The sequence below is a fragment of the Bacillus sp. 103mf genome (genome assembly GCF_900116295.1).
Taxonomy (GTDB): domain Bacteria; phylum Bacillota; class Bacilli; order Bacillales; family Bacillaceae_G; genus Bacillus_A; species Bacillus_A bruguierae.
In genome coordinates this window covers 23829-44715 of the sequence record NZ_FPAF01000007.1, presented here as the reverse complement: position 1 = coordinate 44715, position 20887 = coordinate 23829, and the positions used below count along the sequence as shown (strand labels likewise).

The 20887-nt window shown below is 35.2% G+C and carries 16 protein-coding genes and 2 pseudogenes; all 18 read right to left on the bottom strand.

From position 1 onward, the window contains the following. Positions 1–94: 94 nt before the first annotated feature. Complete coding sequence (locus BM350_RS16595; protein ID WP_090920068.1) at positions 95–556, bottom strand: SUKH-3 domain-containing protein; 462 nt, start codon at positions 554–556, stop codon at positions 95–97. Positions 557–780: 224 nt separating this feature from the next. Continuing rightward, positions 781–1098 (bottom strand): annotated as a pseudogene (locus BM350_RS28060) (hypothetical protein); the annotation flags it as partial. A gap of 90 nt (positions 1099–1188) precedes the next feature. After that, complete coding sequence (locus BM350_RS16585) at positions 1189–1971, bottom strand: hypothetical protein (protein WP_090920065.1); 783 nt, start codon at positions 1969–1971, stop codon at positions 1189–1191. Positions 1972–2189: 218 nt separating this feature from the next. Continuing rightward, complete coding sequence (locus BM350_RS16580) at positions 2190–2642, bottom strand: SUKH-3 domain-containing protein (RefSeq protein WP_090920062.1); 453 nt, start codon at positions 2640–2642, stop codon at positions 2190–2192. A gap of 37 nt (positions 2643–2679) precedes the next feature. After that, positions 2680–3129: an SUKH-3 domain-containing protein gene (locus BM350_RS16575; RefSeq protein WP_090920059.1), complete on the bottom strand. Its 450-nt coding sequence runs from the start codon at positions 3127–3129 to the stop codon at positions 2680–2682. Between the two features lie 193 nt (positions 3130–3322). Continuing rightward, on the bottom strand, positions 3323–3880 hold the full coding sequence (locus tag BM350_RS27640; RefSeq protein ID WP_244548029.1) for a hypothetical protein: 558 nt from the start codon (positions 3878–3880) through the stop codon (positions 3323–3325). 172 nt (positions 3881–4052) lie between these two features. Next, positions 4053–4865: pseudogene (locus BM350_RS16565) on the bottom strand (DUF3952 domain-containing protein). 169 nt (positions 4866–5034) lie between these two features. Continuing rightward, positions 5035–5844, bottom strand: a complete 810-nt coding sequence (locus BM350_RS27635) for a DUF3952 domain-containing protein (RefSeq protein ID WP_244548028.1) — start codon at positions 5842–5844, stop codon at positions 5035–5037. Between the two features lie 137 nt (positions 5845–5981). Further along, positions 5982–6320, bottom strand: coding sequence for a DUF4176 domain-containing protein (locus tag BM350_RS16550; RefSeq protein ID WP_090920056.1), 339 nt, complete (start codon positions 6318–6320; stop codon positions 5982–5984). Between the two features lies 1 nt (position 6321). Next, positions 6322–6582 (bottom strand): hypothetical protein, encoded by a 261-nt coding sequence (locus tag BM350_RS16545; protein ID WP_090920053.1) that lies wholly within the window; start codon positions 6580–6582, stop codon positions 6322–6324. A gap of 64 nt (positions 6583–6646) precedes the next feature. Then, entirely contained in the window at positions 6647–8491 is a 1845-nt protein-coding gene (locus BM350_RS27630) for an alpha/beta hydrolase family protein (protein ID WP_244548027.1), read from the bottom strand. 21 nt (positions 8492–8512) lie between these two features. Next, a complete protein-coding gene (locus BM350_RS16535) occupies positions 8513–9358 on the bottom strand; it encodes a DUF3952 domain-containing protein (protein ID WP_090920723.1) in 846 nt (281 codons plus the stop codon). Continuing rightward, positions 9355–13854 carry a type VII secretion protein EssC gene (gene essC, locus BM350_RS16530; protein ID WP_090948274.1) on the bottom strand — a complete coding sequence of 1500 codons (4500 nt, stop codon included), beginning with the start codon at positions 13852–13854 and terminating at the stop codon, positions 9355–9357. The genes BM350_RS16535 and essC overlap by 4 nt, the downstream gene beginning before the upstream one ends. A 40-nt stretch (positions 13855–13894) precedes the next feature. Further along, a complete protein-coding gene (essB, locus tag BM350_RS16525) occupies positions 13895–15103 on the bottom strand; it encodes a type VII secretion protein EssB (RefSeq protein WP_090919284.1) in 1209 nt (402 codons plus the stop codon). Positions 15104–15500: 397 nt separating this feature from the next. Further along, a complete protein-coding gene (locus tag BM350_RS16520; RefSeq protein ID WP_090919281.1) occupies positions 15501–15752 on the bottom strand; it encodes an EsaB/YukD family protein in 252 nt (83 codons plus the stop codon). 13 nt (positions 15753–15765) lie between these two features. Next, entirely contained in the window at positions 15766–16278 is a 513-nt protein-coding gene (gene essA / locus BM350_RS16515) for a type VII secretion protein EssA (protein WP_090919278.1), read from the bottom strand. Next, positions 16253–19627, bottom strand: a complete 3375-nt coding sequence (gene esaA, locus BM350_RS16510) for a type VII secretion protein EsaA (RefSeq protein ID WP_090919275.1) — start codon at positions 19625–19627, stop codon at positions 16253–16255. Before esaA ends, essA begins: the two co-directional genes overlap by 26 nt. Before the next feature lie 358 nt (positions 19628–19985). Further along, entirely contained in the window at positions 19986–20282 is a 297-nt protein-coding gene (locus BM350_RS16505; RefSeq protein ID WP_090919272.1) for a WXG100 family type VII secretion target, read from the bottom strand. Between the last annotated feature and the right edge of the window lie 605 nt (positions 20283–20887).

The window sequence follows — 20887 nt, the reverse complement described above, 5'->3', positions numbered from 1 at the left end:
CCTATCATTTTTCAATTTATATATTCCCTAGAACATTAGTTTATTTATGTTTGTGCAACAAGTTTTAATTAATAACTCCTGTTATATATCATTATTAAAATATTTTAGGTACCTTAGGAAGGCATAAACACTCAAGCATCTCTTCTGTATTATCACCAAATTTAACTAAACATCCATCAGTATATCCATAGTATTTTTCGCTCGGTGTAATTAATAAAATTAAATTGCCTCTATCTGTTTCTCCAACTGGAATTACTTTTTCTCTAATTTCATCATTATGTTCTTCTGCTAAATCTTGAAAATACTTAACATCTAAACAATCTCCAACGGACCATTTAGGATTAAAGTGAATGTATTCTTCCATATCAAATGCTGGATTAGGATCTTGAAAAGTAATTTCTAGCATTGCAAATTCAGTTAGAAATTTTTCTGCAGTTTCAAATAAATCAATTCCTCTTTCCTTAAATAAATCTTTTATATCTTGTATATCAATCTTCCTACCTTCATACCATCCCGCATTTGTTAATCTTTTCATTATAATACCCGATAATTTCATAAATTCTTTAACCTCTTGCTTCTATATTTCCTCTAATAAATCAATTTCATTTTCAATCCAGTACCAACTAATTAATTATTATCCACCATTTTCATTATCTCTTCTTTAGTAATGGCCCCACTTTCCAAAGCACTATCAACAAGATAATTTTCTAATAAATAGTTTCTTAACTTTTCGATACATTCAACATGAAAGAAACCAGTATCAGTTGCATTTTTAATTAAGTCTTCAATATCGCCATCTTCATCTGAAAATCTAACACAAAGTGCTTCTTCAATAACAATAGCGTCAATATACTCATATGGTAAACTCTCTTCCATGTCCATCATTCTATTTTCTGGAAATAAATACTTATATTTACCATATTACGGTTCATTCTCTAATGGTGAATATGTAAAAAGAACTGGTCCAATTGGATATATATCATTATGAACTACTTGATTTCTAAGCGCCATGGCTGGTAACAACCAATCGTCTTTTTTTACAATTTGAGTGATACTAATTAAATTTAGCATTGACAATGCTTTATAGTGAACTTTCATAAGATCAATCCCTTGTATATTTACTTGATTAAGAACTAGTAATTAACTATTAAGAATGTAAATCTCCCTCTTTTTTACATCTATCTCATTCTATTTCTTTTGGTTTTCCCTCTCTTCATACAACTTTAACCTTTCCTGTCTGCTTTTTTCATGCTCTTCCCATGTAATATTGAATGACGGAAATTTGAATCGGCAATACACCAACAGGACGAATTCTGCTGATACAACAGCGAATGTATATAATAGTATTGTTTGTAGAATATAAATTATGATTGGTTCTAACTTAAAGGGAATACTTACACAAATTAATATTAAAAGGACAATTACATAAATAACCATCCCAATTAACAACCATAGTTTCGTGTTGGTAAAAAGTGAAACATCCTCCCCTTCCAACTTATAGCCTCCATATTTTGCCTTTTTAAAAGTGTGGATTGTTGTTACAATATGAGTAGCTATTGCTCCTAATAATAATAGGCCTACATAAAATATCGTTAGATCTTCACCAGAATATCCAAATATTGCTTCAATTAATACATATGCATACCCCACCGTCGCAACCTGAAACGAGTTAAACAAAATTACAATAGCTTGTAATTTTTGTAATTTAAATCTTAATTTCGGAAATGAATAGATAAGCAAAAAAATGATTTGCAAAATATATAGTACTAACTCTATACAAACGAATATTCGTTCAAAAAGTTTTGGATAAGCTCCCCAACCAAGTTGTAAAAAACCTAAGATAATAAAAAACATCGGTAGAGAAGCATATACAAAGACTCCAACTAAAAAGGCTATTAAATTATTAGGACTTAATCGGTTTCTATTTTCAACTTCGAAAAAGCCTAAATCCTCTTCCTTTATTTTCAACATTCATTTACTACCTACTTCCTAATTTTGAGTGCTATTAATTCAATATTAATTTGTATTGAATAACCCCCTCAAAAACTGCACCGGCTTTTTCTCAAACACATGTGCATTTTCTACAGTTGTTTTCTTCTCAATATTCAGTAATTTTTTTTACTTTCCCCCCAATCACGCCTAATTACAATTATGCATTAGTTTAGGACATAATTTTGTATTGAAAAATATTATCTCCCTTCAAATTTATCCCAAATCACTGTTTCTTTTTCAAGAATAACATTTTCAAGTGCCTCCAAAACATTATCTCCTACCCATCCTATTGATTTAAACATTCTTCCCGATTCTGATATGTATAAATCTATCTCAAAATTATAGAGTGAACCTATAGGAATAACTTTATCATCAATAAAATTTTCTAAACCAAAACACGAACTATCTAACATACCTATCACTTCCTTCATGCAAGTGGTATGTTTAGATATTTGCTTAGATCCATCTGACCAAATCTTTTCAACATTAATTCGCAATTCTCCAAACTCCTCCATAAATTTTTTGGCACTTTCAAAAACTTCAAAGCCTCTTTCTTCAAGAAACTTTACATTTTCTGATATGTCTATTTTTCTCCCCTCGTACCATCCCGCTTTTTTTAATTCTTCTATTGTCTTATTTGATATTTCCATTTTCATTCCTCCTAGTAATCGATGTTATAGAATACTATTACCCTTCAAATTTATCCCAAATCACTGTTCCCTTTTCAAGAATAATATTATCTAATGCTTCTAAAGCATTATCTCCTACCCATCCTGTTGATTTGAATAGTCTTTCTGATTCTGATATGTATAAATCTATCTCTAAATCATATAGTGCCCCTACAGGAATAACTTTATCATCAATAAAATCCTCTAAACTAAAAAACGAACTATCTAACATACCTATCACTTCCTTAATGCAAGTGGTATGTTCAGATATTGCCTTAGACCCATCTGACCAAATCTTTTCAACATTGATTTGTAATTCTCCAAACTCCTCCATAAATTTTTTGGCACTTTCAAAAACCTCAAATCCTCTTTCTTCAAGGAACTTTACATTTTTTGATATGTCTATTTTTCTACCCTCATACCATCCCGCTTTTTTTAATTCTTCTATTGTCTTATTTGATATTTCCATTTTCATTCCTCCTAGTAATTAGTACTATATAATCCAAAAAACCCTCTATTACAATTAACAAAAGAATCAACAAAACCAGTTAGAATAAGCCTTTGAAAATTTATTAAGTAATTAGCAAATTATTGAGCGTTTGGTTTATTGGTTATATTTCACAATCTTATCACGAAGGCTGTAAACGTAAATTATAATTAGTTCAATTATTCTCAATATCAATATTGTCTAAATTTTCATCTGAAATATCAGCAGCTTGTAACTTTACATATCGTTCCCGCCAATTGTCTATAGGAAATGCCCCAAATCCATAGTCTAAATAGATACCCTTATCAATTCTAAGAGTGCCTCCCCTTTCAAAGTACTTTATTAATGGCTCATAAACGTCTTGAAAATCACCGTTAATGATTTTTCCATTCTCAACTAGGGCAACCCATTCTAAGTCACGCAGACAAATTGTTTTACATAATACATTTGGTTTACCTGGCTCAGTAAAAATACTTGTAATAACATCCTCGAAATCCAGATTAATATCTAACACTTTTGCAGGGCTAAAAAATGGTCCACATTCAAATGGATAAACTTCTAAAAACAACGAGCCCCTTCTCAAATACTCAGCGATTAAAAGTTCACTAGATTTCTTTTTCACTTCAGAAGCTCCCCATGTAATCTGGGAAATACGGATTATTGCCTGTTTCATTACATCATTCATATCATTCACTCCGTTTGAGGTTATAAAATTGAGCGGTATTTTCATCATATTAACTCTTCTTTTTTTCTGTCGCTGTATCAATCTTTAATTTTACCTCAACAGGAGGTTCCCCATATCATTTCGGAGCTTTCCCCGCCTTATAATCATATATATACCGTTACCATATATATCTAATTTACCCCAATCGGAATTTATCTTTAACTTTTTAGTCTGCTCCTAATCATTTATTATTTTTGTACCGTGCTTTATAATCTACATATTCTTTTTTTGCATCTTGATTATTACTTTTCTTGTTCTCAAAATATGTGTGTGTCTGCGATAGATATTCTATTAACTTTCCTTCATTATTATTCTTCTTATAATCCATAACAATACTTACTTGTAATATCTGCATTGGACCATTTGCAGAATCAAGATGAAGCGTAATTGTCGCTCCACCATATTCATCATATTGTATTTTTAGTTTGTCATTAATAATACTTTGAAATTCTGATTCAGTTAGTTTATATCCAACTGTATTAGGCTGATCAATTTTTTTGATATCATCGCCTGGCTTCATCTTTAGTTTCCCTATTCCTTTTAACCGATCCACAATTAAATTAACTTAAGAAACATCAACATTGGAATCACTTTGTACCTGCCCATTTTTATACATAATATTTGTACTATAAACAGTTTCTTCTTTATAATTATTATTTGTACTTTCTTTCTTTCTATTATCTATATCAGTAGTAATCTCTTGTGTTGTATCTCCATATAAGCTTTTATCTTTCGTATTATATACACCTTCCGTAGTTTGATAGATTGTTTTACTGTGCTCTCCATCTTCTTTTTCCTCATACGCACTATATATACCTCTTTGAAACACATGTGCATATCCATCATCACTCGCAGACATTACTGTTTTCGTGTCCTCCTCATCCAAAGCCTTTACAAATGGTTCATATTTAATCTTCGTTTCTCCTAAACTACATCCGCCTAATAAAGTTGCTACTATCGCCATAACAAGCAGCACTTTAACTTTCTTATTCATATAGCCACCTCGTTCGTTGCCCTAGACATTTTAAAATTGAAGGTTTGGCGCTATTCTTAATTAGACCCTTTACCCTTCCTTCTATTCCTAGCAACGTTTTCTTCAGATTCACAAATATCCTCGCTGCCCGACTTTAATTTCCCTATATCAGAACGGCTTTTAGTCATTTCTATTTTCTTTCTTCATTAAATTTATTTTTATAATCTAAATACTCCTTTTTTCCATCTTTATCATTATCTTGTTTATGCGCAAAGCCAACAGCGTAACTATCTTCAAATGATAACAACTGATTCTGAACTTTCTTTTTATACTTGATATTCAAACTCATATCTACAATTTCATTAGGTTTATTAGGTGAATTTAGCTTCATTTCTAGTTCTGCTGATATAAATTCATCATAATCCAAGTGTAGTTTCGGCTTCACAATTTTATCAAATTGTTGTTTATTAAATTTAAACCTAACCAGTACAGGCTCATCCCCCCCTCTTCTTGTATCTTCAGGTGTAACTTTCGCAAGCCCTTTTAAATCTGTAAAAAAGAAAGTAACTAAAGATGCATCTACATTAGGTGTAGACAACTGGATGTTCTTATTGGAATAACTTATGTTTGCTGTATACACATTTTCCTCTTTTTTATCCGTTGTACCAAGTATATCTTCTCCAGAGTAATTTATTGTGTACGTACTCTTAGAGTGTGAAGTTACACCATAAAACGAATGATCCCTTATCGAAAAAATTCCTTTCGTGACTTGATCTATTCTTGCTTCATCCTCCTTCTCTCCCACCTTCGGATACGATAGAATTCTATAAACGCCCACTGACACATAAGCATACCCATCATCACTTGCAGACATCACAGTCTTCATATCACCTTCATCCAGCGCTTTGGCAATATCCTTATACTCAACCTTGCATCCTGTAAGCGTTAAGCATGTTCCTAGTAATACACTTATGAAACCTATTTTCACTCTCTTTTTCATTCCTACACCTCATCTGATATACTTGGCATTTTCGGTTTGATTATGTTTCCTTTTTCTCGTTTACTTCGCTTTTTCATACGTACAATTTAAATAAACCTTCCCCTTTCTTGATATAGAAAGGGGAAGGTTTATAATTATTATTCCTTCGTTTCAGCCAACTGATCTGTCTGTTCTTTTTTCTTTGCTTCAATTACCTTTTCTACAAACTCATTACGCCATGTTTTAAAATTAGATGCAAATTGGCCTTCAATTTTGTTTCGGTATCCCTCAAATTGAACCTGTACAATATCTGAATGATTAAAGAGTTTATATGTTTCTCCAGTCAAACCTAATGGATGTAACACTCCTCCGTAATCGTAGAATGTTGTATCATCAAATAACACACCTCTTGTTGTAATAACATAATCTACATCTTCATCAGAACTTAATCTTACTACACTTCCTAATGGTAATACCGTCTCCATATAATCTTTCATATTAATTAACCGTCCCTTTTAATACGTTAATTTTCTCTTCTATTTTTTGCCGTTTTCTTTCTAACTGACGAATCCGATCCTTAAACGCCTCTTGTGTTTTCCCTTTTATATGTGTATCAATGCTACTCTCTAAACTTCTAATATCTGTTGTTAAAGACGCTGCTGCATTTTCAAGTTGTTTCACTACACCCAATATTTGATCTCGTCCGCCATTATCCGAAAATGTACTATGAACTTTACTCATAATCAAATGCAAATCCATAACATTTCTCCTTACTTATATATTCTATAAATATCCAAAACTTTCAAACCACTTTAAGAACCTATTAATAATATGCTACCGTCCCTAACTGTTCATCTTTTGCCATCATGGAAGTAACTGCAGAGGAAACATCCTCCTTTAACTCGCTTAAATCTTTTGCTAGCTCCTTCACATCTTTAGAAATTTCACCAAGCAATGAACGATCTACACCTTTTCTGCTATCGCTCATAAAGAGAGTAAGAAGTGATTGACGATATCCTCTTATATGACTTTCTACGACTGCTGTAATATTTGTATCGATGACAAAATCACCTTTAAACACATCCACAATATCTTTCAAAAGAGATGGTGCTACTTCTCTTGCGATTGCCATAATTTCACCTGGGTTCAAATACACCATAAGAGCTCCCGCAAAAAAATCTATCGCTGCATTAAAGGCTGCTTTTAATACTTCTAACACTTTCTCTTTACATGTAGCTAATTTTGTTTCAATCAAGTCGATTGCTGCATCTACTGCTTTACCGATTTCATTTATAACTTGTGTACTAAATTCCACAACCTCTTCTCTAGCCGCATCCACTGTTGCTTCAATCGAATCTACTGCATCACCGATTTTATCTGCAGCTAGTTTACTAAATTCCACAACCTCTTCTCTAGCCGCATCTACTGTTGCTTCAATCGAATCTACTGCATCACCGATTTTATCTGCAGCTAGTTTACTAAATTCCACAACCTCTTCTCTAGCCGCATCTACTGCATCACCGATTTTATCTATAGCTAGTGTACTAAATTCCACAACCTCTTCTTTAGCCGCATACATTTTTGCTTCAATCGAATCTATTGTTCTATCTACTGCTTTGCCGCTTTCATTTATAGCTACTAAACCAAGTGCTATACTCTGTCCCCTAAACGTGTCCACGCGTCTTAAGGCTGCACCTAAATTCGGGTGGCTAGCTACGAACCTGCTCATTTCCTGAGCCACGGCTGAATTAACATCTGCAAGGTATGTTACTCCATATATTACTTTACCAAATGGTTGAACATTTAGTATCGAGTTGATTTGACTTTCCATCATATAACTAGGGGCTTCTTTCCCGGTAATACCCGTATACACCGCTGCTGCTAATCTTGCCAGCTCAGTATAACCGGGAGTCCTATCAGCTCCTGTATCATTCCCAATTTTAAACTTGCTCAAAATTGGCTGTCCATCTTTATCAAAATATTTAGCACTACTCTTTGCATTATAGGAATGGCCTTCCCCATTCTCCATCGTAAGCACCTGTCCAGGAATTCTAAAATCTCCAATTGCATTGCCCATATGCAAAGGATCATTCTGATTTCTATAATTGATAACATCCTTCAGCTTAGAACCATTACCGTATATTATAACGTCCTTATTCAAAAGAGGGGCCGGATTTAAAGTTACTACAGAGAGATTATCCTTCTGATTTCTCATTTTAACTGTATTAGCTGTTCCTCCACCTAATGAATGTCCAATTGCAGTTATGTGTTTACCTGCTAGTTCCGGCTTGTTCTTAACCCTTTTGTAAAAATAATTTCCTAAATCATAATACGCTATAGATCCTCCAACTTTTGGTGAATTAGTCAAGTTATGAACACCAATTCCAACATCCGTCAAAATGGTGGAGATTTGATCTGGTTTCGTTCCTACATATACTATTATAACTTCACCTGTGGCTTTATCTTGGAGAGCATAACCTCCAAATCCAGTAATTTTATCCGTCAGAGAATCTACAAGTGTAGCATTGAATCTTTCTTCTAATGTTTTTTTTGCTGTCGATTTATCCGTGTATCTATCTTCATTCTGGTCAAAATCATAAATATCCTTCGCCGCTAATTGTAGCTTTCCCACTGCATTGGATAATTGGAAAACCTCTGTATCCGCCATACGTCATCACACCCTTCAAATTTATTTATTGCTATTAAAACTTTTTTCATACTCTAGGTACTTTGTTTTCGCATTTTCAGTATTGTATTCTTTATCTCTAAAATTCACTATTATTTGTTGCCCATGCTGCAACATCTTACCTTCTTCAGCTTTTTTGTCATAATTAATTACTATGTCTATGTTATCTATTTCCATAGGATTTTCTTTATAATCTTTAGCTTGAGTAAAATATAAACTAATTGTTGCATTTCTAAATTTATCATATTGTAATTGCAGTTTATCATTAATTATTTCTTGAAATTGTGATTCTGTTAAGCTGTAATAAATTCTCTTTGGCTCATCAAATCCTTGTCTATCATCTTTAGGTTTTAGTTTTCCAATTCCTTGTAAACGATCTATAATGAATTTCACAGTTGAAACATCTAGATTTTGATTCGAGCTTATCCCTTGTCCCTTTTTATACAGAATATTTGTATTATATACATTTTCCTTTTTGTAATTTTTATTTGTCCATGCTTCCTTTTCATTCTTTATATCAGTAACAATGTTTTGCGTTGTGTCTCCATATAGACTTTTATCTTTCGTATTATACACACCTTCTGTAGTTTGATAGATTATTTTACTGTGCTCTCCATCTTCTTTTTCTTCATACGTACTGTATATACCTTGTTCTTGCACATACGCATACCCATCATCACTCGGAGTCATTACCGTCTGCATATCCCCTTCATCTAACGCCTTTACTAATCTTTCATACTCAATTTTCGTTCCCTTTAAAGCTTCTGGTTTAGATGAACCACATCCCCCTAATAAAGACGCGACTATCGTCATAATAATCATCCCCTTAACTTTCGTTTTCTTCTTCATACCGTCACCTCGTTCATTACTCTTGGCATTTTAAGTTTAGTAATATTTCCCTTTACGTAATAGTATACTTCATCTTTTCCTAAAGCTGGTTCGTTACTTACATACTTGATGCTGAAAATGCTTTGGTCGTTTAAAGGCATTGCGATAATTGCTGTTGTTAGTTTACTTCGCATTTTCATTGGTAATGCATCTCTGTTTCGGTCCATATATTCATGATGACCAGCAAAGATAAAGTAAATGCCTACTGCACGAGATAAATCTATTAGGGTTGCTGCTGCTGCGTCTTCGATGTAAACAAGTCGATTAAATTCTTCGACGTTTGCGATGATAATGAGTTGTTTTGTGAATGTTGGTACTTCTCTACCTTCTTGTCTTGCTTGTGATAATTCATTGGATCGTTCGCGAATAGTTTCTATCCAATGCTTGAGATGAGTATTCACATCATTTTCTACTACGATGTAGTGGCTTACACTCTCTTTATATTGAATAAATCCGTAGTCGCTCGTGTCTACTAACGTTACACTTTCAAAGTAGTCTTTATTCGTTTGAGAAATGATACTTGATACGACTTGTTTTCTTATACTATCGTCTACACCATAAATCATTAAGTGGTCATTTACCGCGCTATCATGGGCAACAACTTCCACCTCTTTAAAATCAAGACCCATTGGAATTTGTCCAAGTTGTAATGCTTGTTTCACTTGTTTATGGTTACGATATGTCATTAAATCAATTACTTCTGGCATCATTGGAATTGCTTTTGGACGCTCTCCTTGCCATGCTTCATCCATTTCATGTGCTTCTTGTTGCAGTAATTGAATTTGTTGCAGTGCATCTTCTGCTGTTGTTGGTAATGCTGCTTGGAATAATGTAGGATGTTCCAGTTTTATCATTGCACGGCCTGTAACTTCTTCGATCCTAATATCAGATCGTCCTACAATATTTGATACTTCAGTATGATCAATCATGTACAGACAAGGTTGTAATTTAATATTATTGTATAATTGAATACGTAGTGCATTTTGTCTTCCAGCACTAATCAATGCATGAATTCCTACGCTTGCACCTTCTCTGACAACTTGCATCATAAGCGTTTCAAATTGTTCATAAAATCTAGCTTCTTTTACTGCATCGTAATTATCAATTGTTACAATGATATTCGGAACTTTGTTTCCACTAGCTTTTTCATACATTTCTAAACTTGCTACGTCATATTGACTTAGCATGCGCTTACGAATTTTCATTTCTTGATTTAATCGTTCTACTAATTTCAAGCATTTTTCTGTTTCGTCAATTGTAATTGTATCCGCCACATGAGGTAATCCTTTTAATGGTAACAGACCATTTGTACCAAGATCGATTAAATACACATGCAAATGCTCCGGACTATGCTGACGCACCATATCCATAATGACTGTTTGTAAGAAAGTTGATTTTCCGTATCCTGGACTTGAGAAGACTGCAACGTGACCATCTTTACTTATGTCTAATGTAAGAGGTGTTTGCGCTTGTAGTTCAGGCTGATCTAGTAAACCAACTGTTGCTCGTAATGGTTTCTTTTCATCTGTCCATGCTTCCTTAAAGTTTACTAGATGTAAGTCTTGCAGGAACATTCTCTCTGGAAGCGGTGGTAACCATGGTCTTGGTAATGCTTCAATTCGGTTTTCTTCTGTGTAATCATGAATGTAATTGATAACCGCATCAAGTTCAGTTGGTACAGTTGTGATTTCTGTTTTATTTCCGAGTCCACTCAAGTCCTCACTCAAAATCTCATACTGCCCAAGCTCATTGATTGCATAAACAGTCGTATCTAGCTGTTCTTGATCATCTTTGTCTTCAATATAATCCGCCCCGCTCCATGCACTTTGGAACAGTTCATAAATTTCGTTATTTCCGACTTGTAAGTACGCTCGCCCTGGCAGTGTAATTTCTGCAGCGTCTGGTGTTTTTAAGATTTCATTACTGTCAGATGCGTTTTGTACTTTTAGTGCTAATTTGAATTTGGAGTTACTCCAAATTTGATCATTTACGACCCCGCTCGGTTTTTGCGTTGCTAAGATTAAGTGAATTCCTAGGGAACGACCGATACGTGCTGTTGATACTAATTCCTTCATAAAGTCAGGTTGCTCTGCTTTTAATTCCGCGAATTCATCCGAAATTAAGAATAGGTGCGGCATTGCTTCTGTCACTTTGCCTTGTTTGTATAGTTTTTGATATTGGTTAATATGGTTTACATCGTGTTCGCCAAATAAGCGTTGACGTTTTTGTAATTCTGCTTTAATCGATGCAAGGGCACGCATACTTTGGGCGCCGTCTAAGTTCGTAATTGTTCCTAATAAATGCGGTAGGTCCTTAAATAAGTTCGCCATTCCTCCGCCCTTATAGTCAATAAGTAGGAATGCTACTTCATATGGATGGAAGTTCACCGCAAGGGATAAAATGTACGATTGAATAATTTCCGATTTACCAGATCCTGTTGTACCTGCGACTAATCCGTGCGGTCCGTGCGCTTTTTCATGTAAGTTTAAGTTTACGATGTCATCTTTCCCGCGTAAGCCGAGCGGTACAGCTAAGCTCTTAAATGTTTCATTTTTCGCCCAGCGCCCCTTAATGTTTAATTCGTGAACTTTTTCAACACCGTACATTTCAAGGAATGTAACACTTTCTGGAATACTGTTTCTTAAGTTTTGCAAGTGATTCAGCGGTGCTAATGCACGAGAGATATCTTCTTTGTTGAAGCCATCTGGGAAGTGATCGAGCGTAAAGTGGCGATTTACTAATTCCCCTTTTTCTAACATGATGTTCCCGTTTTTCGCATCGCGAATATCTATAACTGTTTTTACATGTTCTGGTAAACTTTGCATAACATCTTCTACAAAGATGAGAGATACACCAAGTTCGCTTGGGTCTTCATTAAAGAATTCCATTACACTATGATCTAAAATTAGTTTTTCATCTGTAATCAATACAACGTAATGAGGTGCAAAATACACTTTTTCTTTGGAGTTGCCTTTCTCTTCCACAGCTAACTTACGTTCTTTCAAAATTTGATACAAACTGTTCAATACCTGATCTCGGCTCCGGTCATGATAAACGAACCCGCGAACATTAATATCTCGTAAACTCGCATGCGGTAACCAACGCATCCAATCCCAATTTGCTTTTTCTTCTTCTGGGAAAATTGTAATGAATTGTAGATCATAATAACTATGAAACAGAGCTGTCTGCATAACGAGCATTTGCAGCTGTTCAATTACTAATTTTCGTTGTCCGATATAACCTACTGGACCATTTACTAAGTCTGTCACAACTGGTACATTCTTTAAACTCTTATATTGCGTACGTAAGTCCTTTGCAGCTTCTACTAATTCATCTTTGTTTTGCGTAAACTCTTCTTCGCTAAACTTAATCTCAAAACTAGAATCAACACGTCCTAATCCAACACGATATGTTAGGAAGTCATGGTGTAACATTGTTTTTTCATAGACTTGAGAATCTACTTTTACTGCCATATCACGAATTTGTTCAATGTTTGGATAGTGATAATCCAGAGCGTGCCTTTGTTCTTCACTTGCAGCATACAATTCTTGCGTTTTCTGCTTCAAATAATTTTGATAACTTTCGTTCCGCTCTTTCATGTCAATTTTGTATTTCTTTAAATTCTTTATATACGTGGTTAATGAAATAATTACCGTTACCACTGTCATCCCTAGTGATGCGAGAATAAAAATTCCGCGCGGCTGAAAGAGTGCCACTACTACAGTCAACACAATCATCACAATCGGCGGTACGATCATCTGTGCCAGCTGTTCAGTTGGTTTTGACGGTAGGTGAGATGGCTTTCCAATCGTTATCTGTTCCTCTGGCTCACGATAAATAATGCGCGGGGAACGATGATAATTCGGATATTCTTCACCAAAATCATTATCAGCTTCGATTAAAGGTGTTAATTTTGCTGTAACGCGATTAGATGAAGCTAATATTTGAATATCTTCTTTACCAACTTTGATTGTTATACCGTCAAAATAAAGTTGATCGCCCGGTTCAAGCACTTCCTCACCAGTAATACGGAAAAGGTTGTGATATACATAGCCGTCATTGACAACAACCTTAAAACGATCTCCTAATGTTTCACGGATAAACAGTAAGTTAGCTTTCATATTCTTAATCATCACATCATCACGATCTGTTGCGCCAAACGAAATACTATATTTGGACGCTGTATCATACACATACTCTTCTCCTGCTTCCGTCAAGTAAAAGTGCATTTGTTTCTCTTTCGTGATATCTATTGTCACATGTTCATTTACACGTAAGGCTTCATTCTCAATGTTCCATACTTCGCCATCCCACTTCACCACTACACGCGTTTCTAAGTCCGCGTATGTAACAGTATCGGACCATTCGTTACTGATTGTGACTGAATCGCGCTTTTCCGGATTAAGATGACATTTATGCAGTTGATTGCCGTAACTAATTGTTAGTAGTTGTACCATCTCTATCTCCCGTTTCTTGTATTTTTATTTCGTATAATGCTTAGTTCGCTTTATTTCCTGATGGATTTTTATTTGATAAGTCACCTGAGGAATCTGTATTGTATTTCTTTTGGTATTCTTCCAATTCTTTCTGATATTTCTGTACTTTTTCTTCACGTGCCGAGCCAGTTAATTTTGGATTGTTTTTCACTTGTTCGATTTGTTTAATTAATCCGTACATAATCAATTGCGGGTCATCAATATATTTCGCAAGATCTAAAGACTTCGAGAAATCCCCGCGCCCGTTGTAAATCCAATATAGTAAATAATTTTTATCACTTTTTAGACTCACATTCTTCATAATTGCTGCTTTTTGATCATCTGTTAATTTTTCTGCTTTCACGTATGAAGAAGCTAAAACATACTTAGAGGCATCTGGTAGTTTCTCAGGATCTTGCTCCTTTAAAGTGTTAATTACTTTATCGTAGTCTGTCGCCAAGAAATTCTTATCTGCTTCTAACAATTTATTTTGATACGGCATTTTCACAAAGCTGAAATAGCCAAGCGGCACAGCAAGAACAATCGAAGCAACAATCATCGAAATGGATAATCGTTTAAATAAACGGAATCGTTTTTTCGGCACAAGCTGCATATTTTTCTCTGTTGTCGTTTGTTCTCTTCTGTAATGATCATTTAACAACTTTACAAGATCATTAAACGTACTAGTATCAACAACACTACGATCAAACGCTGTATCCTTCGCATTTTCCAATGAACCAGAATATAACTCATCAAAACTATATTTCTTCGAGAATAACGCAACAACTAAACATTTATACTGGCGTAAAAATTTTGCATCATCTAAGCGATACGGTGGTACGATATCACGAATACCACGATAAACAAGATATGGCATATAATTGTCATCGAATACGATATTGTCTGGATGAAGGAAGAAAGTTTTTCGAGTTTGTAAACACTCTTGAAAGCGAGCAACATTAAGCAATAGTCGTAATTTATCGTTTTTACCTAGTTTTTGTACATCTTGCCATTCCCTTGTATATTCCTTAACGTCGAATTCAAACGTAAACATATCTTCATGATCTTCTACTGTAGCTGGTACAAAGAAATTAGATTTTTCCGTGATTAACTCCAGTTGCCGTACGTCCTTTACACGCGTCTGTGATTTCGATAACTTCAATTTCCGTACATGTTCAGTCGTTTCAAATAGATACTGCATCGAATCTAGCTGAATCGTTCTTTCTGTCATAGTCCTTTACTCCTCTTTGTCATGTTCTTTTCTATATGAGTCCATTTTGTTTTTTCACATATAAGTCGCTGCTATGTAGAAGTGACCTGCTTTTTCTTTCTATCTTTGTTTTGACCTTTGCACGTGGCAAGAACAGGCACTGACCGCTTCTACGCACGATCAGTTGCTCTTGTCCACCCAAACGAAAGGATTTTATATCAGTTTTTCAACTTACATTCCTATATAAATCTATTTTGTTTTTTCAACACATAAGTCACTGTTATGCAAAACAAAACCTGACCTGCTCTCGCCTTCTACCTTTGTTTTAAACCTCGCACGTGGCAGAAACAGGCCCTGACCGATTCTACGCACGTCCAGTTGCTCTCGCCCGCCTATAAAGAAAGGGGTTTTTATGTTTCTACAAAACTTTTAATATATCCCCGTCTGTTATCTGATAATCAATTAATCGATCATCATCAGTTAGTAACAGTCCTTTATTCACAACCTTAACAGCGCAGCGAGAAACTTCCATCACATCAAGCTTCAACGCCTCAGCAATGTTCATAAGCAGCTGCTTGATGGGCTGATGGGTAGGGATGCGCAGATCATATAATCTGCCATTCCCTTTATTAAAGTCAATTGTGACATTAATATGTGTTTGTCCTGCCATACGTTCTTCTCCCTTACCGCCAAATTTTCCGTATTACAACATAAATGCCGCAGCAAATTGTTAATACCACAGCAGCTAGGATTCCTATCATTTGCTTACTAATAGGATCCGTTTCTTGTTGATTCGTGTTTTGGCTAGCGTTAACAGCAGTGCTAACCGTATAATTTTGAGCAAACAATCTGTTCTGTTTATTCTTCACAGTTGTATCCTTCTTGTTTGATGTCACAAATAATGAATCATTTAAGTATTTCGTGTCGCCCTCTATTTGTTTTTGCTTCTCTTTAATTGCATCTTTTGTTTGTTCTTTAAACAAGCCTGGTGCATATTTATCGAGTTCAGTTTCTTGGTTTTCCTTTTGTTCCTTTTCAATTTTTTCCTGGTTCGTCTGTTCAACACGATCAGTTTTCAAATCCATCTTCCCGTTATGTTCAAGATAGCTATCCGTCTCAGCGTGAATGGACACCGGTGTAAGAATAAGCAACAAAAAAGCAGTAATGAAACTAGCTCGTATGAGAATCAGCTTCATGTTCATCCCCTTCTTCTTCCCGGTATTTGTGTATGACAAACAAGTTTGCCACGAGGCCAATAACGGCAACTGCAATTAAACCATACATAATAGTCAGCCAATCTGCTCGGTCATTTGTAAAACCAGTGATCATACTCTCAATATATTGAAGTGGTGAAAATTCACGTATTTTAGCAGCAGTCGACATTTTATCAAGGTTCAATCCAACTGCATCTGTCAGGAACAGATACAGGCTAAATGTAGCTAGTAGAATGAACATTCCAATCATCTTCATTTGGCGTAATAAGTAACCTGAAATGAGAACCAGCACTAACATAGTGATGGTAAAAATGCTGATCCATACTAAGAATTTCGCATGACCAATTTTCAATAAATAGCCTGAAATGCCGCCAATTAGAATCCCTTCCACAATTCCAATACCAACTTGAACAGTCGTAGTTGGTACGTTTTTCAGTACCAATGACAACTCTTCCTCAAAAGCACTTTCTTCTATGCGCTTTCTTTCTTGGTTTGAAATGACATAAGCTGTAAATAGAGAAACAATAAAACAAATGAGCACTAATAAATATGGTGTAAACGCATCTGCGGCTACAACAACACCATCATTTTTCGTTTGCACTGGATTTGCAAGGAAGCTATATAAGTTTTCATTTTGTCGTTCGCCAACACGGCTATTCGCGAGAACTTTTGTGAAGTTTTTCGAGAAATCTTTATCATCAAGCACTTTCTTACTAAGATCGATCGAAAGCGATGTTGCCTGATTCACTAATCTATTTCCACTATCTTGAATCGTTTTCGCTTGGTTATCGATATTATCAAACGTTTTATACACATCGTCAGCTGATATTAAGTTACCCTTCGATTGATCAGCCAGTGTTTGACTTTGTGCAAAAATAGATTTGAATGCCCCGTCTAACGCAAGTGTCGCCGTTTGCTCACCATCGCTATTTGTCACAACTTTTCCTTGCTGTTCAATTAGCTTACGGCTTGTTTCACGCCATGTTACTAAATCTTTTAGGGTCTGCGTAAGATCCGTATTCATTACACTCGCTTGCTTAGTTGTCTGCTCAATTGCATTTGTTAAGTCTTGAGATTTTTCACCTGCTTCCTCAACCAATTGACTGTAAGCATCTACTTTGGTTTTCAAATCTGTTTTTTGTTCACCTATTTTTTCTGTCGTTTGCTTAGCAACATATTCTGCTAGTAAGTCAAGTGCATTGCTTTTGTTGAACAGGTAGTATAATGGATATTTTTTATCTTCACGGTCTTCACCAGCTATATCCGCAAGTGATTTTTGACTAAAATCTGGTAAATCAACTGACGCATCAATACCGTAATACAAGTTATACAAGCTGGATAATTTTTGATAATTTTTAATCGTCTCTTCAACTGCTTGTATAAGTTTATTAGTCACATTTTGATCCTCATTCTTATCTAACGGTGACATAACTTGGTGGGTAATGTAATTGTTATTTACAGGTTTCCATTCATCTTCTGTACCTGTTTTTTTATCTTGTGTAGGAGGCGGTTCTATTTGTGTCTCGCCGTTATTTTTTCCTGGCTGACTAGTACCATTTTGCGTTTGACTGTCATTTCCCCCTGTCTGGCTATCACTTTTCTCTACCTTATTCAAAGACTTCGGATTAGCGATTGCACGTGATTGACTTAATATAGGCGGTTCAGATGGTCTTGGTTTTATGACAGGTGGTGGTTGATTTAGGACATTATCCGTGTCCTCTTGTATCAAATTCCAACTCCAAGTTACAGGTTCAAAAATAGAAATATCACTGTTAACATCTTTTAAACGTAATGTCACTTTGATTTCGAAATCGCTTTTGTCTGTAGCTGGTAAAACAATTTTTTTATTTTCAAGGTACTCCTGAGTATAACCTTTTTCTTCTCCCATAGTCAGTTTCACACTTGTCACTTCATAAGTTTCTGGTACATTTAATGTGATATATTGCCCTGCTTTTTTCGTAGCAGGTAGTACTGCTTTATCTGTTACTTCAACACCTGACTCTGCTAGCTTCTTCTTCACATCTTGTACCATATTCGCAAGCGGAATGCCATTTTGCTTGGGTATATAAGGTTTTTCCTCTTCCTCTTCCTTTTCCTTTTCCTTTTCCTTGATATATTCATTTGTGATGGCAATAACATTTTCCAGTTCTTTCTTAGTCCCATCTGATAAACCAATATTTTTAATATCATCTTGATTTAACGAAGGCAACCCATCAATAAGCTCTTTGATTTTTTTATTCACACGTTTATCGGGTTCATCAAAGACTTTACCTTCAGAGGAATTTGGAATCTCCTGCTTCAGCTTGTCGATTATTGCTTTCTCTAGGTCTGGCCCCAATTTATTGGCCAACTCTGTGCTATAATCACGAACTTTTTTACCATTACCCTCAAAATACGTTTTAATAGCATCTGAATCCGATAAAATAGTAGGCTTATCTTCTTTCAACTGAAATTGATCATAGATTAATTTATTCGCTGATTCTAAATTAACAAATCGCTGCGAGACATCTGTCGTATTCATACCTTGGTCAAACTGAGTCAGCTGCGTCATGAAGTCTTTTACAACAAGGCCATTTGCTTCCTTCATTTTATTGAAATCACCAAAGGTTGTCTGATATGTTTGATTGGATTTCATACCCTCATTTAAATTGTTGCCAAACCCGTTTAAAATATCTTGTAAGCCCTTAAAACTGGACTTCGACACGCCTGTTTGATCTTGCACACTTTTAAACTGCTGTGTGTAACCAGCTAGTGGGCTCTGAACCTCATCATTGTACATATTGCTGTAAGTTTGTTCTTTTTTTACAAGAGTTGTAATGTTATCCTGTGCGTTTTGCAAGTTTCCAATAATACTAGCAAAATACACATCGATAATTCGGCGGTTAAAATCTTCCAGAATTGAACTTGCTGTTTTTTCCGCTTCTGCTTTCACATCATTATTACCAGTTGCATTTACTTTGTAGTTAAGCGTCACTTTTTCCGGTGCATTCGACTCAATTGATAATGCTTTTTGTGAAAAATCGTTCGGAATAACGAGCATCATATTATAAACGTTACGCGCTAGTCCGCTTTCCGCTACCCCGCGGCTAACTACATACCAATCATGGGTAGTATCTTTTTCAACACTCGTAATAAACTCATTACCAAATTCAATCTTTTTGCCACCCAGGCTTGCACCTTGGTCTTCGTTAACAAGCGCAACCGTCATTTTTTGCGTGTCTTTATCGCTCTTTCCTTTCTTCACTTGATTCAGCGCTAGAAAGGAGGTTCCAGTAGACAGCGCAAGCGTCAGTATAATAAAAAATACTACGCTCCACTTTATTTTCTTCACACATCACCACTCCTGCTAGTAAACACTATTTGTCTATGTCCTGTTATTCGTTTGCTTTTGGTGGTTGCGAAAACGGATACTCCTTTTAATGCCCAAGGTAAAGTGAAACTTCCATTAATAGGAGCCTTACTGTCCGTTCATGCGAGATCAATGCAAACAAACTTCAAGCTACCTTATACCTTTTTGCTGAACATTTATTTTTTAGTATAAACTCGAGGTAATATATCCCTTTTTTTACAAACAAACTCAATAAGTAAGCCACGCAGCATTGCTGCGTGGCTCACTACTAAGAGAATTTACTCGCGCCCGTTAATATGTAAAGCATGAAAAATCCCCTCAACTAATAACATCACCGTAATTAGCTAAGTCCAAAATTACGAGATAATTCTTCATCATGACGAGCCACAGCATCTGCTGTATCCTTCAATTGTCTTTCGATGTCATGTAGTAATTGGGCAAAGTTTTTTACCTTTGGTGCTAAATCGATAAATTGTCGGTCAAAGCCTTCAAATGCACGACCTTCCCATTCTCCGCGTAAGTCGCTTTGTAAGCGTGTTAAATCACTTAGAATGTCCTCAATTTGATTACCACCGTTACCATAACGAGCTGCTTTTGATTTCAGCTCCTCTGGGCTCATACGAATTTGTCCAGCCATTAAATATTCCTCCTATCAATCTGCGAAAATTGTAAAATCAACTATAATTTTACTAATTCTATTATAGCAATAGTTACAAAATTAGAAAACCTTTTTGTATATAAAATATCCAATATTGGTAAAATTTATTTGTATTTTTCTGCCAAATTTTTCTGCTTTGCACACGTTTTTGATACATAAGAAGTTGATTTTCATTCATAACTTCTATATATACTTGTAATGTATGGAGAATTTCTTGTTGAAGTGGTTGCAATAGCTTTTAAGTACGCATGGCCGTATATAACTAGCAAATATAGAAGTTTATTGTATTGTAGAGATTTTTTGCGTTTTAACATATTTCTGGGAAGTAAGAGTATAACTTATAACCTTTCTTGACCTTAATTTGGTAGGTTACATATTCCTTTTTTAGATTTCATTTCCACCCCCTTCTTTCCTTTATTATACCATAAAACACCAAAAGCAGAACATATATTCGTAATTTATTTAAAAATATTTTTACGGATATAACGGCAATTTATCTCCACCTTGTCCTAGTAAGGGTTTCTACATGTTTGACAAAAATGAGGTTCACCGCAAAAATACGGAAGTACCGCATGATTTCTAAC